This is a genomic window from Streptomyces sp. NPDC037242 (assembly GCF_055604165.1).
In genome coordinates this window covers 125,739-140,930 of record NZ_JBVJUY010000006.1, presented here as the reverse complement: position 1 = coordinate 140,930, position 15,192 = coordinate 125,739, and the positions used below count along the sequence as shown (strand labels likewise).

Genomic DNA, 15,192 nt, shown 5'->3' with positions numbered 1-15,192 from the left:
CCGCGACCCGGCCGGAAGGGAGCTCGGCGATGGATGCGTCCGATACGCACGGCACGCCGCCCGACGCCGGGCCCGGCGGGCCCCTCCAGGCCGGGGTGTCCCCGCCGAGCGGGCTGCTCGACGTACTGAACGTGGCAGCCGTCGTACTCGACTCGAAGGGCCGCATCGCCCTGTGGAGCCCCCAGGCCGAGCAGCTCTTCGGCTGGACGGCCAGGGAGGCGCTCGGCCGGCCCGCGGCCAAGCTGCTGGCGGCCAAGGAGCACGTGGGGCTGGTGCTGGAACTGTTCGCGCGGGTCATGGGGGGCGCCGGGGACTGGGCCGGCGCGTTCCCGGTGCGGCACAAGGACGGCAGCAGCCACCTGGTGGAGTTCCGCAACATGCGGCTGCTGGACGAGCACGGGGACATGTACGCCCTCGGGATCGCGACCGACCGCACCAGGCTGCGGGGCCTGGAGCGGGACCTGGCCCTCTCGGCGCGGCTGGTGGCGCAGTCGCCGATCGGGCTCGCCGTACTGGACACGGACCTGCGCTACGTCCTGGTCAATCCGACCCTGGAGCGGATCAACGGGCTGCCCGCGGCCGACCACATCGGGCGCGGAGTGCGCGAGGCCCTGTCCTTCCTCGACGACGCGGGCGCGGTCGAATCGGCCATGCGCCAGGTCCTGGCCACGGGCACGCCGCTGGTCGAGCAGTTCACCGCGGGCCACACCCACGGCGACAAGCACCACGAACACGCCTGGTCGGTGTCGTACTACCGACTGGAGGACGCCGCCGGGCAGGTCCTGGGCCTGGCCACCTCGGTCGTGGACGTGACCCAGAGCCATCAGGCCGCCAAGGAGATCGCCCGCAGCCGCCGGCGGCTCGCCCTGATCGCCGACGCCACCGTGCGGATCGGCACCACCCTCGATCTGGACCTCACCGCCCGCGAGCTGGCCGACGTCGTCGTGCCCGAGCTCGCCGACATCGCCGCGGTCGACATCCTCGACTCCGTCCTCGACGGCCGCCCGAACCTGAGGTCCTCCGACCACGAGCCGGCCGTGTTCCGGGCGCTCGCGGTGGCGTCCGCCTACCCCAGCGAGGCCGTGCGCGCTGCGGATCCGCCCGGCGACATCGCGCGCTACGAGGCCGACCGGCTGGTCACGCGGTCGGTGACCACGGGCCATCCCGTGCTCGTGGCCCACGTGAAGGCCCAGGACATCTCGCGCATCGCCCGGAACGAGGAGGCCGGCGCCATGCTGGCCCGCGCCGGCCTGCGCTCCTACCTGGCCGTGCCGCTCATCGCCCGCGGCGAGGTACTGGGCGCCCTCGACCTCAAACGCACCCGCAACCCGCTGCCGTTCGACGAGGACGACATCATCCTGGCCGGCGAACTCGCCGCCCGGGCGGCGGTCTGCATCGACAACGCCCGCTGGTACCGCAACGCGCACCACACCGCACTCGCCCTCCAGCACCACCTGCTCCCCCACCACCCGCCGCACACCCCGGGTCTCGAAGTCGCCTCCCGCTACCGGCCCGCCGCGGCCACCAGCGAGATCGGCGGGGACTGGTTCGACGCCATCCCCCGCCCGGACGACACCACCGTCCTGGTGGTCGGAGACGTCATGGGCAGCGGCATCAACGCCGCCGCCGGCATGGGACAGCTGCGCACCGCCACCCGTACGCTCGCCGAACTCGGCCTCGACCCGGCCGAGGTGCTCCGCCAGCTCGACCGCGCCACCGCCACGCTGGAGGAGACGATCGCCACCTGCGTCTACGCCGTCTACGACCCGCACTCCGGCGAGTGCCGGATAGCCGTCGCCGGACACCTGCCGCCCGTCCTGATCCGTGCCGGGCAGGCCCCCAAGCTGCTCGACCTGCCCACCGGCACACCGCTCGGGGTGGGCGGCGTACCCTTCGAGTCCACCACGGTGCGGATGGAGCCGGGTGACCAACTGGTCCTCTACACCGACGGGTTGGTCGAGGTGCGCGACCAGTCCATCGACGACCGCCTCGCCGTGCTGCTGGAGCTGCTCGCCGAGGCCGGCCGGCCTCTGGAGGAGACCTGCGACCGGCTGCTGAACTCCCTGCGCCGGGTGGACGACCACGACGACGTCGCGCTGGTCATCGCCCGCGCGAAGGGCCTGGCGCCGCCGTGAGCGGCCTGGGGAACGGATACCGGCACGCCGGCCGCACCGACTGAATAGAATCGGGTCCCATGTCGAAGCCTGACGAGCTGCTCGTTGACATCGCCACGACCGTGGAGTCCGAGCGCAGCAATCAGATGTCCCTGACCGTTGTCGTAGGTGGTGCGGTGATCACCGGGCGGCTGGCTCCCGAAGCCGTCTGGAGGCAGCGCGTTTCGGACGTCCTGACGGATTCGGAGCACCTGGGGCCGTTCTCCGGGGTCTTCGCCACGGCCCCGACGGCGGACCGGCCGGACCGGGCCGGGCCGCCCACGCACCTGCACTTCCACGTGGCGCGGATCCTCCAGGGCAGCATCGGGATCCCCGAGACGGGCGGGATGTACCGCGTCGCGATCGAGGACGTCAGCGCCTGGACCATGGGCGACTTCAGCTACTCCGACCACTGAGCCGGGCGCTGCCGGGTTCGGGCCGACCGTCCCGCCTCAGCGGGAGTGCCGCAGTACGGCCAGCACCTGCGACGTGATCGCGCTCTCGTTGTGCTCGAAGTCGGCGCCGGTCAACTGGGCCTGGTCCGCGGGCAGTCCGGAGAGTACGGGGGTGTGCAGGTGGCCGCCTGGCAGGTGGGGGCGCAGTTCGAGGCGGAGCCGGTTGGAGCGGTACGCGACCTCGTTGGAGAGGTAGCCGCCGCCCCCGCCCGCCACGGCGCGCGAGCCCGGGGTGGGTCCGTCCTCTCGGTCCACCGGGGCCTGCTGCCCGGCGGGGATCTCGGTGACGGCGGTGTTCAGCCGCACCGGGTACGGGCTCTGCACGGCGGTCATGGTGTCCGTGGGCAGGCTGGTCCGGAGGAACTCCGCGCCCGGTCCCATTCCCGGCGCGGTGACGGGTCGGTCGTAGGTACCGCCGGAGAGGGCGCGCGCGTTGTCCGGGTACGGATCGGCCGAGCGGGCCCGACCCGCCCAGGCCTCCAGGGTGAACAGGCCGGGGTAGCCCTGGCTGATGCTGGTGATCATGTCGGCGCCGCGCGGGCCTGCCGCCAGGCGCGGGCCGTAGGCGCGCTCCACGATGCCGGCGTCGAAGTCGGCGTAGCGGACGGGCAGGACGACCGCCCGGAACTCCGCCACCGTGCCGTCGGCGAGGGTCATCCGGCGGCCGTTGAGCTGGAGGGCGGCGGAGCCCGAGGGGTTGGCCCGGCGCAGCTCGGCGTCCAGTCCGAACGGGTCGAATCCGCTGACGAATATCCGCCGTACGCCGGGCGCGGCGCGGAACTCGTTGGCGGTCAGACCGCGGGAGGCGTCCTCGAACCTGCTGCGCATGGCCTGCCGGTCGACGGGGAACGCCGGCTGCCAGCGGGCGAGCTGGACGGTCATCGCGAGCCTGGCCCAGTACAGCGGCCGGTCGTCCCCGGCGGCCAGGTCGCCGCCGGTGCGCCGGCCCTGCGCACGGTTCACCGCGGCCTGCCACAGCCCTTCGCCCCACGCGTCGAGGAGCCGCTCGGCCTCGGCGGCGTTCCTGACGGCGCACAGGGCGGCCGGGAAGCGGCGTACGAAGGCGTCGAGCGCGGCCCGCTCCGGGAACGCGGCGGTCCGCGGGTCCGCGAGGCGGCCCTGCTCCGGGTCGGGCGCCGGTGCGGCGGTGAGGCAGGCGGGCGCGGTGTCCGCGTGTGCGGTGACGGGCGGGAGCAGGACGGCAATCCCGAGCATGGCGGCGGCGAGGGCCGCACGGCGTAACGGCATCATCATGCGATGTGACATTACATAGAAGGTTCATTCCTGTCAGGAGCACGTCGGCCCGGCCGCATCCGTGGATGCGGCCGGGCCGACGGTTCTTTTTCGGCTACCGGTGGTGATTCAGCCGTTCAGGAGCTTGTCCCGGTAGGTGGCGAGGACCTTCGGCCACGCGTGCCCTTCCCGGAAGTCGTCGTCCAGCGCGAGCACCGTGGGCTCGCCCTGCGCTGCGACTCCGTAGAGGGTCCGCGCGACGCTACCGGTGAGCAGGTGGTCGTAGTGGAACGAGCCCTCGAACCCGAGCCATGCCACCCGGGCCCCCTGCGCGCGGACCTGTTCGAGGCACCCCTCCAGGTACGGCCCGAGCTCGGTGGGCAACTCGTGGAAGGCCAGGTCGTATTCGACCACCTGGAGACCGGTCAGGGTGTTGTCGACGTCTTCGAGATGGTAGGTCTCGATTCGGTCCGGAGTGGATCCGCCGATGTCGAAGGTGAGATCGAAGGGCTCGGCGGAAGGTGCTGCCACGAACAGGCTGACGACCGCCTCGGAGCCGCCCCACCGAAGAGCCTCGACGAAGTCACTCACTACAGTCCCCATTCGATGATCTGGTTCGCGTCGGGAATGTAGGACGTCAGGACCTTCCCCGCGTGCGGGCCCTCCTTCGCGACCATCACCACGACGTGCTTGCCGTCGACCATACCGGCGAATGCCCTGGCCGCGGTGTTGCCCGTCTTCCAGTCGAAGGTCTTCGTCGGGCTCGTGAGGATGTGGCTGGTCAGCTTCTTGAACTGCTCGACGCGCTGCGGGAGGCTGCCGGCATTCGGGATGAGTCCGTCCCGGATGAGGTAGCGGATGGCGTGTCCGCCGCCCTTGTTCATGTTCTCGTAGGCGGTGCCCACGGTGTCCGCGGAGAACCCGCAGAACCCGTCCTCGTTGTGGACCAGGACCGGCGCGGTGCCCGCCAGCACGTAGTACGTGTGGAGGTCGTTGACGGTCAGGTTGTACGCGGGCTGGAGGGTCTTCCAGTGCCGGACCCCATCGATCCGCGCGGAGTTGCCGTCGGCCGTGCGCAGGGTGTCCCCGGCGTTGAGGTCACCCGCGTTGGTCCAGGCCTTGGCGTTCTCGGACCAGAAGGGGTGGTGGTCCGTCGTGGTGACGGAACCGCCGCCGACAGCGGCATCGAGGGTGATGTCGGTGAAGTCGCGGTCGTCCGGGGTGTAGATGGTGGCATCGACGCGGCGGGAGCCGGTGGTGCCGGATTCCGGATCGGTCGCGAGGACCGAGTCGCCGACGGCTATCTGCTCGATCGGGCGGGCCGATCCGTCACCCATGAGGACGCTCGTGCCCGCGGGGAAGCTGTGCTTCGCACCGGGAATGGGGCAGGTGAGGGCGCGCTGGAGCTTCCTCGCGTCAACCGCTGCCTCGACGCCCTCGGAGCCCCACTTGACGACCTTGAGGGCCTTGCCCCAAGGCGTGACGCCGGCGATGGCCATGGCACAGCCGCCCCAGCTGGGCTCTTCGATGCACCGCTGGATGTCGGCGCCGCCGGACAGTTCCCAGGCGCCCTTGAGGAGCAGCTTGGCCAGGTCGGCGTCCGGCTTGCCGAAGACGACCTGGTCGGGGTCGGCGCCCATCATGCACGGGGGCAGACTGTCCCGGTTGTAGGGGACGATGCACTTCGGCTTCTTCTTCTTCTCCTCCTCGGCCTGCTTCTTGCGGGCTTCCTCGGCCAGGCGGCGCCTGGTGGCTTCCTCGGCCTCGAACTTCTTCTTGACCTCGGTCCAGGCCTCGCCCGCGAGGGCATCGGCCTCGTCCCGGCTCTTGCCCGCGGCGAGGGCCGATGCACGGGCATCCGCTGCGGAGGCGTCCGCCTGGGCGGCCGAGTCGCGTGCGTACTGCGCGGAGAAGGCGGCCTGGGCGGCCGACTCCTCGGCGGCGTCGGCGTCCTGGTCGGCGGCGGCCGCCGCGTTGCGGGCGGTGGCCGCGGAGTTCTTGGCGGCGGCGGCGCTGGCCTCGGCCGCGGTCGCGGACTTGTTGGCGTCCTCCGCGGACTTGGCGGCGGCGTCCTTGGACTTCTGCGCCTCGGCCGCTGCGATCTCCGCCTCGGCCTGGGCCGCGGCGGCCTTGGCAGCCGCCTCGGCCGCGCGCCAGCGGTTCTCGTTGGCCTTCGCGGCGATCCCCGAAGCCTCGGCGATCAGACGGTCGACCTGGTTCTTGTGGTGGTCGGCCAGCTTGTCCTTGTGTGCGGCCATGTACTGGCCGAGGGCGACGAACTCGTGGAGCTGGTCGGACGGACCGGCAAGCGCGATCTTGGCTGCTGCCTTGACCTCCGGGCCACCGGTGTTGACGAGCTGGGAGGCGATGACCTGCTCGTCGCTGTTGCGCGCCGAGTACTGGCCGACTGCCAGGAAGGCGGCCAGTGCCTTGCCGCTGCCGTCGGCGAGGGCCGCCTTGGAAGCGTCCTTGACCCCGGGGCCGCCGACGTTGTTGTACTTCGATACCTCGACCGCGAGGTCATCGGCGCCGGCCGCGTACTGGCCGGTGGTGTAGAAGCCGTTCACCTGCTCGGGCGTGCCCACGAGTGCGTTCGCAGCCGCGGTGCGCACCGACGGGTAGGGGCTCTGGCCGCTGAGCTGGAGGACCCGCTCGCGCACCTCGTCCTGACCGGCCTGCTTCCAACGCGTCCGCAGGTAGGTCAGGACCTCCTCGTCCGTACCGCCCAGGGCGGTGACCGCGGCCTCCTGGCTCCAGGGACCACGCAGCTTCAGGGCCTTCATGGCAAGGGCACGGCCCTTGACCGCGGTGGCCTTGACGTCCACGTCCGGCTTGGCCGCCTCGGCGGCCAGCGTCGCGGCGGTGGTGTCGAGGCCGACGGCTTCGAGCTGCTGGGCCGCGGCGTCGGAGACGAACTTGTCGATCTGCGCCTTGGCGGACTTGGCCCGCTCGATGGAGGCCTCGGTCCGGGTCGCGAGGTCGGTGGCCTCGGTCTCCCGGGCGATCTCGACGACCTTCTTCGCCGTGGCGACTGCGGCGTCGGCGGCTTCGGCGGCCGTCTTGGCCGCGTCCGCGTGCTTCTTCGCCTCGGCGGCGGCGTTCGCCGCCTCACCCGCGTGGGCGGCTGCCTCGTCGGCCGCGTCCGCGGCGGCGCGGGCGTGCCGGGCCGCGGAACGCGCGGAGTCGCGCGCCTCGTAGGCCGCGTTGGCGGAGCGCACTGCCAGCGCGGAGGCCTGGTCGGCGGCGCGGTTGGCGGCGTTGGCGTGACGGCGGGCCTCGGCCGCGGCCTGGCGGGCCTCGGCGGAGGAGTTGCCGGCCGCGTCCGCGTAGTTGTTCGCCTCTTCGGCGGCATCGGCCGCGGCGTTGGCGTTGGCGCCCGCGTTCTGCGAGGCCTTGGCCGCATTGCCGGCTGCCAGCGAGGCGTGACCGGCCATCTCGGCGGCGAGGGCGGAGGTCTCGACGAGAGCTGCCGCCTGGCGCGCGACGGCGGCCATGTCCCTGGCGGCGGACGCCTGTGCGGCGTCGGTGCCCGCGGCGATGGCCGCGTTGTACGCGTTGTTCGCCGCGTTCGCCGCGGCGGCGGCCGCATTGGCGGTCTGCGCGGCGGCCAGGGCGGCGACGCGCGCGGCGCGGCTGGCCGCGTTCGCCGAAGCGATGGCCTGTTGGGCGGCCGCGGCCGCGGCGCGGGCCGCGTCGGCAGCCTGCTTGGCCTTCACCGCGGCGCGGTTGGCGTCGTTCTTGGCGAGGTTGGCCTCATAGGCCGCCTTCTGCGCGGCCTCCTTCGCCTTCACGGAGGCGGCGATGGCACGGGCCGAGGCCTCTTCGGCCGCCTTCGTGGCGTCCTCGGCCTGGATGCCGGCCTGCTTCGCGTCCTCCGTCAGCTGCGCGACGGTGGCGTACTCCTGGTCCCGGTTGCGGGCGGTGAACTGCCCGATCTCCAGGAACTCCCGCATGTCCTCGGGAGTTCCGCGCAGAGCGATCTTGGCGGCCGCCATCACATTGGGACCACCCGAACCGGCGAGCTTGGAGACGGCGATCTCGTTGTCCATCTCGCGCGCCGCGTACTGGCCCTCGTTCAGGAACTTCTCGATGTCCTCGGGCGTGCCCCTGAGGGCGGCCTTGCCCGCGTCCTTGACCCCGTTACCGCCCAGGTTGATGATCCGCGAGACCTCGACCTGGCGGTCCTCGTTCAGCGGGGCCTTGAAGCCCTTCTCCAGGAAGACGTTCAAGTCCTCCGGCGTACCGGCCAACGCCTGCTTGGCCGCGGCCCGCACCGCGGGTCCGCCGATGTTGAAGACCCTGCTCGCCTGGACGTAGTCGTCGTCGTACTTGATGCCGTTCTTCTCGTCGAGGAACGTCCTGATGTCCTCGTCCGACCCGAGGAGCGCCCGCTCGGCCGCCTCCTTGATGCCGGCTCCGCCAGCCACCCAGTAGTCGACGACCTGGGACCGCTCGGATCCCAGGACGTCCGCGTCGCTCGGCTCCACGGCCGCGGCGGGCATCGCGCCCAGCAGGCCCGCCACGAGCGCCGCGGGCAGAACCAGTCCGCCGACGACGCGCCGACCGGATATGCCCCGTCGCCCGAGGTGATCGGAGCCGGGGCTCTGCGCCCCGGTGAAGATTGTGCGCCGTCTCATGCGGCGATCCCCCTTGTTGGTGTCGCCCGGGCACGGCTGTCGCCCGGCCTCAGGACCGTACGCACCAACTCGCTTTGAAATCAAGCATGGCTGATAACAGTTCAACTGTGGTTGATTGATTCCGCTTTCCCCGATACCGTCCCCCACGCCATCCGAGATCGCCGCCCGTGGGAGCCGGGATGCAGGGGCTAGGCTGCGCGTCGCAAGGGGATACGCAGAGACAGACAGGGTGAAGATGTTCGAGCCGGCGCAGGAGAATCCGTACCCCGACAGCCACACCCTCGGCGAGGGCCCCGAGCCGCACCCCCTGTTGCGGCCGGTACTGCCGCTGCTGGGGCGCTGGCACGGCCGGGGACAGGGTCAGTACCCGACCCTGGAGCGGGACTTCCGGTACGAGCAGGAGATCACTTTCAGCCACGACGGCCGCCCCTTCCTCCGGTACGAGGCGCGCGCATGGCTGATCGACGAGGCCGGGGCCCCGGTGCGCCCGGCCGGGCGTGAGGCGGGATGGTGGCGCGTGACGCCCGACGCGTCACTGGAGGTCGTACTCGCCCACCCCACCGGGATCGTCGAGACCTACGTCGGGCAGGTGTCCGACGGGGAGATCGAGATCGAGACCAAGGACGTGGCCCTGACCCCGCTGGCCAAGGAGGTCACCGCCACCCGGCGCCGCTACACCCTGGGCCCCGGGGAACTGACCGTCGTCCACGACATGGCGGCGGTGGGGCAGCCCCTGCAGCACCACCTCACCACGCACTTGAGGCGGCGCACGTCCTGATCCGGGCGCCCCGGCGTCAGGAGGTCGGGGGCCGGCTGTCGGCCCACGGGCGGGCGGCTTCGAGCTGGGCGGCCACCTGCAGAACGGTCGCCTCGTCGTGCTGCCTCCCCACGAGCTGCACGGCGAGCGGCAGTCCGTCGCTCCCCCGGCCGGCCGGGACGGAAGCCGCCGGGTTGCCGGTGACGTTCCACAGCGCCGTGTAGGCGATCATCGGGAACGAGCGCAGCATCGCGGTGACCATGCCCGCACCGTCCAGCACGCCGACAGCGCGCGGGCGCTGCGCGATCGTCGGGGTCAGCAGCAGGTCCAGTCCCGAGCCAGAGCCGGATCCGGAATCCGGGTCGGTGAACACCCGGTTGGCGCGCACGGCCATCCGCTCGCCCGCACGGACCGCCCATTCCACCGCCGCCTCGGGCGCCAGTCGCGCCACCCGCAGCGTCTGGCGGGTGCGCCGCTCCAGCAGCTCCGGCCGCTCCATGGCCGCGGCCTCGGTACGTACCCCGCCGCAGAACTGCGGCAGGAACGCGGCCGTGGTGTCGGGGTACCGGGGATCGACCTCCCGTACGTCGTGGCCCAGTTCGCGCAGCGCCCGGGCGGCCTCGCGCATGGCCCGTACGTGCTCCGGGTGCGGACGTACCCCGCGCACCGCGGGTTTGGCCGAATACCCGATCCGCAGCCGGCCCGGCGTCGTGGCGACGGCCCGGACGAGGCTCGTCCCGGCGGGGCGGGCGGCCCAGCGGTCCCCCTCGGCCGGGCCGCTGAGGACGTCGTAGAGGAGGGCGCTGTCCAGCACGGTGCGGGTGAGCGGTCCCACCGTGCCCAGGGCGTACCACAGGTGCGGGTGCGGGGCGGTGGAGACGCGGCCGCGCTGGGGTTTGAGCCCGAGCAGCCCGCAGCAGGCCGCCGGGATGCGGATGGATCCGCCGCCGTCGCCGCCGAGCGCGGCTCCGACCATGCCTGCCGCCACCGCGGCGGCGCTGCCCCCGCTCGACCCTCCGGTCGTGCGCGTGGTGTCCCAGGGGTTGCGGGTGTATCCGTGGGCGGCGGACTCGGTGAACGGCCACTGGCCGAACTCCGGCATCGTCGTCTTCCCGATGATCACCGCGCCGGCCTCCCGCAGGCGCCGGACCGCCTCGGCGTCCTGCGCGACCGGCGTCCGGTTGGCCGCGCCGCCGAACGTCGTGACCTCGCCCGCGACGTCGAGCTCGTCCTTGACCGCGATCGGCACGCCGAGCAGGGGGCCGTCCGCACCGGACGCACGTGCGGCGTCGCGGGCGTCGGCCTCGGCCAGGGCCCGGTCCGCGAGCACCACGCGGAAGGCGTTCAGGCTGGGATCGAGCAGGGCGATGCGCCGTAGCGAGGCCTCGGTCAGCCGGCGGGCGGACACCTTGCCCGTGCGCACGAGCTCGGCCTGCCGGGCGACACCTTCGAACATCAGCTCCGCGTCTTCCATACCGACTGGTAATACTCGGTCGGCATGCACAAGGGTTCGGCCATTTGCGATCTCTTTGCCCAGCGGGAGGCAAGACTGCCGCGAAGTCCCGGCCCGCCTTCGGGCTAATGTGCCGCCGGGCGCGTGAGGCGGGCGGGGGCGCGTGGTACCTCGTAGGCACCACACCCGGGAGGCCGTCCATGACCAGGCGCTCCGCGCGCTCCGCCGCGCAGTCCGCACGCGGGTCCACCGGCCGGCCCGGGGAGGACGGGCGCGCCCGTATCCGTACGGCGGTGCGGCGGGCCCGCGCCAGGCCGTACGTCCCGTCCGTGGCGCGGGACCGGGACGCACCGCCGCACGTGTCGCCGATCCTGTGCACGGTCGCCGCGTACGCCTGGCGGCTCCTGGTGGTGGGAGCCGCCGGGTACGCCGTCTTCGCCGCACTGGGCCGGTTCCACGAGATCGCGATCGCCGTCTTCCTGGGTCTGGTCGTGGCCGCGATGCTCCGACCGGTGACGAACCTGCTGGCCCGGCTGGTCCCCCGTACGCTCGCCGTGGCCTGCGCCCTGATCGGCAGCATCCTCCTGGTCATGGGGGTACTGGCGCTCGTCGGCGAGGCGGTGGCCGGCGAATGGGACACGCTCGTCCAGGAGTTCAGGGACGGCCTCGACCGCATCCAGCTGTGGCTGGAGCGGCCGCCGCTGCGGCTGGACCCCCGGCTGCTCAGCGACGTGCAGGCCAAGATCGGGTCGTACCTGTCGAGCCACCGCGCGATGCTGCTCAGTACGGCCGTCAGCGGAGCCGGCCGGGCGGTGCAGGTCCTCACCGTCGCCGCCCTGGGCCTGTTCTGCGCCGCCTTCTTCACCCACTCCGGGGACCGGCAGTGGGGCTGGTTCTGCGCACAGCTGCCGCGCGGCGCACAGGAGCCCGTACGGGTCGCCGGGCGGGCGGCGTGGCGGACGTTCACCGGGTACACCCACGGCATCGTGCTGGTGGCCGCCACCAACGCCGTCCTGGTCGGGATCGCCCTCTTCGCCCTCGGCGTGCCGCTGGCCGTGCCGCTGGCGCTGCTGGAGTTCTTCGCCGCGTTCATCCCGCTCATCGGCTCTCCGGTCGCCCTGGGTGTGGCGGCCGTGGTCGCCCTCGCCACCAAGGGCCCCGTCGTCGCGGCCCTGGTGGTCGCGCTGATCGTGGTCATCGGACAGATCGAGGGCCATCTGCTGCATCCGTTCGTGATGAGCTGGGCAGTACGCCTGCACCCGGTGGTCGTGGCGCTGTCGGTGATCGCGGGGGCCGTCGCCGCAGGAGTGGTGGGCGCGGTGGTGGCGGTCCCGCTGGTGTCGGTCGTCTGGTCGGTCCGCCAGGCACTGCGCGGGGCGTTCGGCAAGGCGTGACGGCGCGGCGATGACCGGCGCCAACTTCGTTGGTCCATATATCAGTTGAAGGACCCTGCGGAGGGGTACGATCCGTGCCGTGGGGGGACATGTGACACATAGATGGGGCTTTGCCCTGCGTACCTGCGGCTGCGTACTGGCGGGCTTGTCCGTGCTCGCGGCCTGCTCCGACGGCGGAGAGGCGGAGGGCGGGCCGAGCCCGACCCAGGCCTCGCCCGCCACCCCGGCCTCCGGCTCCGGATCCGCCCGTCCGACCGCCTCGCCCAGTGCGGCCGGCGGCGCCACCACGTCGCTCGTGCCCGCGCTCGACGAGGCCAAGCTGCCGAAGAACGCCGCCGAGGCCCGCGCCTCGCTCGGCCGGATCATCGCCGACCAGGAGGTCTTCGGTCCCGATGTCACGCGCAGGGTCCCCTTCGAGAGCGACTCGCGCCGCTGGCCCGTGCTCGGCCAGGACTGCGCCTGGCAGACCTCCGGCCTGCCCGCGGACGTCCTCGCCACCAGCACCCGTCACTTCCAGATCGCGCCGAAGGACGGCCACGGCCGGCTGAAGCTCGACGTGACGGTGACCGTGCACCACAACCGCGAGGAGTCGGGCTGGGAGACCGCCCGCGCCATGGAAGAGGTCCTGCGCTGCCCCGACCAGCGGCTGCGCGCGAACGAAGAGGTCAAGGGCCTGTGGGGCGGCGCCCTCTTTCTGGGCGAGCAGGGGAACGGCTGGACCGAGGACTCGTTCAACGAGATGGGCAAGTACGTCGGTGAGGACGGCGGCGGGCCCTACCACTACATCTGGAACCAGGCGCAGTTCGGGCCGGTCACGGTGGCCGTCACCGGAAAGGGCGCGGCGGGCTTCACCAACGAGGCCATCAACTCGCTCGTCATCACGGGCACCAGCCGCATGATGCTGAACGCCAAGCAGGAGTTCGGAAAGGCTGCCGGCTGATGGATCCACTTCTCCCTTCGGACCCCTCGCGGATCGCCGGCTACCGCCTCCTCGGCAGGCTCGGGGCGGGCGGCATGGGCGTCGTCTACCTCGGGCGCACCGACGACGGTGAGCTCGCCGCGGTCAAGGTGATCCGCGCCGAGTACGCCGACGAGGCGGACTTCCGGGCGCGTTTTCGCCGCGAGGCCGACATCGCCGCCCGGGTGGACAGCCCCTGGGCCGTACGGGTCACCGGCGCCGACCCCGACGCCGCCGAACCGTGGCTGGCCAGCGCCTTCGTACCCGGACCCTCCCTCGCCGAGGCCGTCGCCGTCCACGGGCCGCTCCCGCTGCGGGCCGTACGCGTCCTCGGCAAGGCATTGGCCAAGGCTCTGCGGGTGATGCACGAGCAGGGTCTCGTGCACCGGGACGTGAAGCCCGGCAATGTCCTGCTGGGCATGGACCGACCCCGCCTCATCGACTTCGGGATCGCCCGGGGCGGCGATCACACGGCCCTGACCTCCACCGACGTCGTCGTCGGCACCCCCGGATTCCTCCCGCCCGAGCAGGCCGGCGGGCTCGGCGCCGAACCGGCCGGCGACGTCTTCTCGCTCGGCTGCCTGCTCGCGTACGCCGCCACCGGCCGGCTGCCCTTCGGTACCGGCGCCGTCGACGCCGTGCTCTACCGCACCGTCCACGACGAACCCGACCTCGGCCCCGAGGTCCTGGCCGATCCCGAGCTCACCGCGCTGCTGCGCACCTGCCTCGCCAAGGAGCCGGACGCCCGCCCCACCGCGCAGGAACTGGACAGAGCGCTGACCGAGGACACGCCGGACGCGGGCACGGCCTGGCTGCCCGACCCCGTCGTGGCCACCATCGCCGAGCGGGCCGCGGCCCTGCTGGCCCTGCCCGGCATCGACGAGACCGTCGCCGACCCCGCCGCCTCCCCCGCCGTCGGCAGCGGCGGGCAGGAGCCGTCCCGGCGCCGGTTCCTGGCCCTCGCCTCCGGTGGGGCCGTGCTCGCGACCGGCGGCGGCCTCGCGGCGTGGCTGGCGCTGCGCGACGACGGCAAGGGGAAGACCCCCGCCGGGGCGGCCCCGCGGAAGTGGGTGATCGGCGTACACGGCGACCTGTCCGGCCCGCGGAAGGCCGCCGGGCTGGCCCAGGAGCGCGGGGTTCGGCTGGCCGTCGAGGCCTTCAACTCCCGTAAGGACAAGCCGTTCACGCTCAGCGTGGTCACCGCCGACGACGGCGGGCAGGCCGACCGGTCCGCGGCTGCCGCCACCGAACTCATCGCCAACCGCGATGTGCTCGCCGTGATCGGGCCGACCGTCAACGCGTCCGTGATCCCCTGTCTCGAACTGTACGGAGAGGCCGCCGTCCCGCTGATCACCGTGTCGGCCCTGGCGACCACCTTCGCCACCACCGACCGGCGCAGCTTCTTCCAGAGCTGCCCCGTCTTCACGGCCCAGGTCGCCGCCGTCAACATGCAACTGGCCCGGAACCAGGGCGTGCGCCGCCTGGGCGTCCTGTGCGACCGCGACGGCGACACCGACACCTGGCAGGCGGTACTGCTCGCGGACCGCACGCTGAGCATCTTCGCGCCCGACGCCACCTCCTACGGGCGGGTCGTCCCGCGCGGCACCCGGGACCTCTCCCCCGTGGTCAACGACATGCTCGCCCACGGCATCGACGGCATGTTCTACGCCGGGACGCCGACCGGCGCGGCCAAGGTCGCCGGGGCGCTCGCCGCAGCCGGCTTCAAGGGCCCGCGGGCCGCCGACTACTCCACCGCCGGGGAGGAGTTCCTCACCGCGGCCGGTCCGGCCGCCGAGGGCTGGCAGTTCCTCACCCCGTACACCGGCCCGGAAGCCCCCGAGGTCGCGGACCTGGCGCGCGCACACCGGGCGGCGTACCGCACGGCCCCGGAGATCTGGACGGCCGAGGCCTACGACGCGACCGGCCTGGTCATCGACCGGCTGGCGACGGCCGCGCGCGGTGGCTCCCGGCCGGCCCGGGCCGACCTGCTGACCGCCCTCGCCAAGGGCACGTACCGCGGCCTGACGAGGGAGTACACCTTCGACGACATGCGGCAGGTCAAGGGCAACCTGTACTTCCTGCACCGGGTGGAGGGCGGCCGGATCAGCTACGCGGGCCCGATCGCCCAGCCGACGGCGGCGGGATAGCGGGC

General features: G+C 72.8%; 10 protein-coding genes. 6 read left to right on the top strand and 4 right to left on the bottom strand.

Going from position 1 to position 15,192, the window contains the following annotated elements; all coding sequences use genetic code 11:
• The first annotated feature begins 29 nt into the window (after positions 1 to 29).
• Positions 30 to 2,135: a SpoIIE family protein phosphatase gene (locus tag ACZ7GJ_RS10040; RefSeq protein ID WP_470750668.1), complete on the top strand. Its 2,106-nt coding sequence runs from the start codon at positions 30 to 32 to the stop codon at positions 2,133 to 2,135.
• Positions 2,136 to 2,194: 59 nt separating this feature from the next.
• Positions 2,195 to 2,569, top strand: coding sequence for a hypothetical protein (locus tag ACZ7GJ_RS10035; protein WP_470750667.1), 375 nt, complete (start codon positions 2,195 to 2,197; stop codon positions 2,567 to 2,569).
• A gap of 36 nt (positions 2,570 to 2,605) precedes the next feature.
• Here the strand turns inward: ACZ7GJ_RS10035 and ACZ7GJ_RS10030 are convergent, their stop codons facing one another.
• From ACZ7GJ_RS10030 to ACZ7GJ_RS10020, 3 genes are all read right to left on the bottom strand, one after another.
• Entirely contained in the window at positions 2,606 to 3,862 is a 1,257-nt protein-coding gene (locus ACZ7GJ_RS10030) for a pyroglutamyl peptidase (protein ID WP_470750666.1), read from the bottom strand.
• Between the two features lie 108 nt (positions 3,863 to 3,970).
• Entirely contained in the window at positions 3,971 to 4,432 is a 462-nt protein-coding gene (locus tag ACZ7GJ_RS10025; protein ID WP_470750665.1) for a hypothetical protein, read from the bottom strand.
• Positions 4,432 to 8,478, bottom strand: a complete 4,047-nt coding sequence (locus tag ACZ7GJ_RS10020; RefSeq protein ID WP_470750664.1) for a polymorphic toxin-type HINT domain-containing protein — start codon at positions 8,476 to 8,478, stop codon at positions 4,432 to 4,434. Before ACZ7GJ_RS10020 ends, ACZ7GJ_RS10025 begins: the two co-directional genes overlap by 1 nt.
• Positions 8,479 to 8,713: 235 nt before the next feature.
• Here ACZ7GJ_RS10020 and ACZ7GJ_RS10015 point away from each other — a divergent pair, with 235 nt between their 5' ends.
• Positions 8,714 to 9,256: a heme-binding beta-barrel domain-containing protein gene (locus ACZ7GJ_RS10015; RefSeq protein WP_470750791.1), complete on the top strand. Its 543-nt coding sequence runs from the start codon at positions 8,714 to 8,716 to the stop codon at positions 9,254 to 9,256.
• 16 nt (positions 9,257 to 9,272) lie between these two features.
• Here ACZ7GJ_RS10015 and ACZ7GJ_RS10010 read toward each other — a convergent pair whose 3' ends face one another.
• On the bottom strand, positions 9,273 to 10,709 hold the full coding sequence (locus ACZ7GJ_RS10010; RefSeq protein WP_470750663.1) for an amidase: 1,437 nt from the start codon (positions 10,707 to 10,709) through the stop codon (positions 9,273 to 9,275).
• A gap of 179 nt (positions 10,710 to 10,888) precedes the next feature.
• Here ACZ7GJ_RS10010 and ACZ7GJ_RS10005 point away from each other — a divergent pair, with 179 nt between their 5' ends.
• The 3 genes from ACZ7GJ_RS10005 to ACZ7GJ_RS09995 all read left to right on the top strand — a co-directional run bounded on the left by ACZ7GJ_RS10005 (position 10,889) and on the right by ACZ7GJ_RS09995 (position 15,187).
• Positions 10,889 to 12,082: an AI-2E family transporter gene (locus tag ACZ7GJ_RS10005; RefSeq protein ID WP_470750662.1), complete on the top strand. Its 1,194-nt coding sequence runs from the start codon at positions 10,889 to 10,891 to the stop codon at positions 12,080 to 12,082.
• Positions 12,083 to 12,227: 145 nt separating this feature from the next.
• Positions 12,228 to 13,022, top strand: coding sequence for a hypothetical protein (locus ACZ7GJ_RS10000; RefSeq protein ID WP_470750661.1), 795 nt, complete (start codon positions 12,228 to 12,230; stop codon positions 13,020 to 13,022).
• The gene (locus tag ACZ7GJ_RS09995) at positions 13,022 to 15,187 is read left to right on the top strand and encodes a protein kinase domain-containing protein (RefSeq protein WP_470750660.1); all 2,166 of its coding nucleotides are present in this window, start codon (positions 13,022 to 13,024) and stop codon (positions 15,185 to 15,187) included. Before ACZ7GJ_RS10000 ends, ACZ7GJ_RS09995 begins: the two co-directional genes overlap by 1 nt.
• Positions 15,188 to 15,192: the final 5 nt, after the last annotated feature.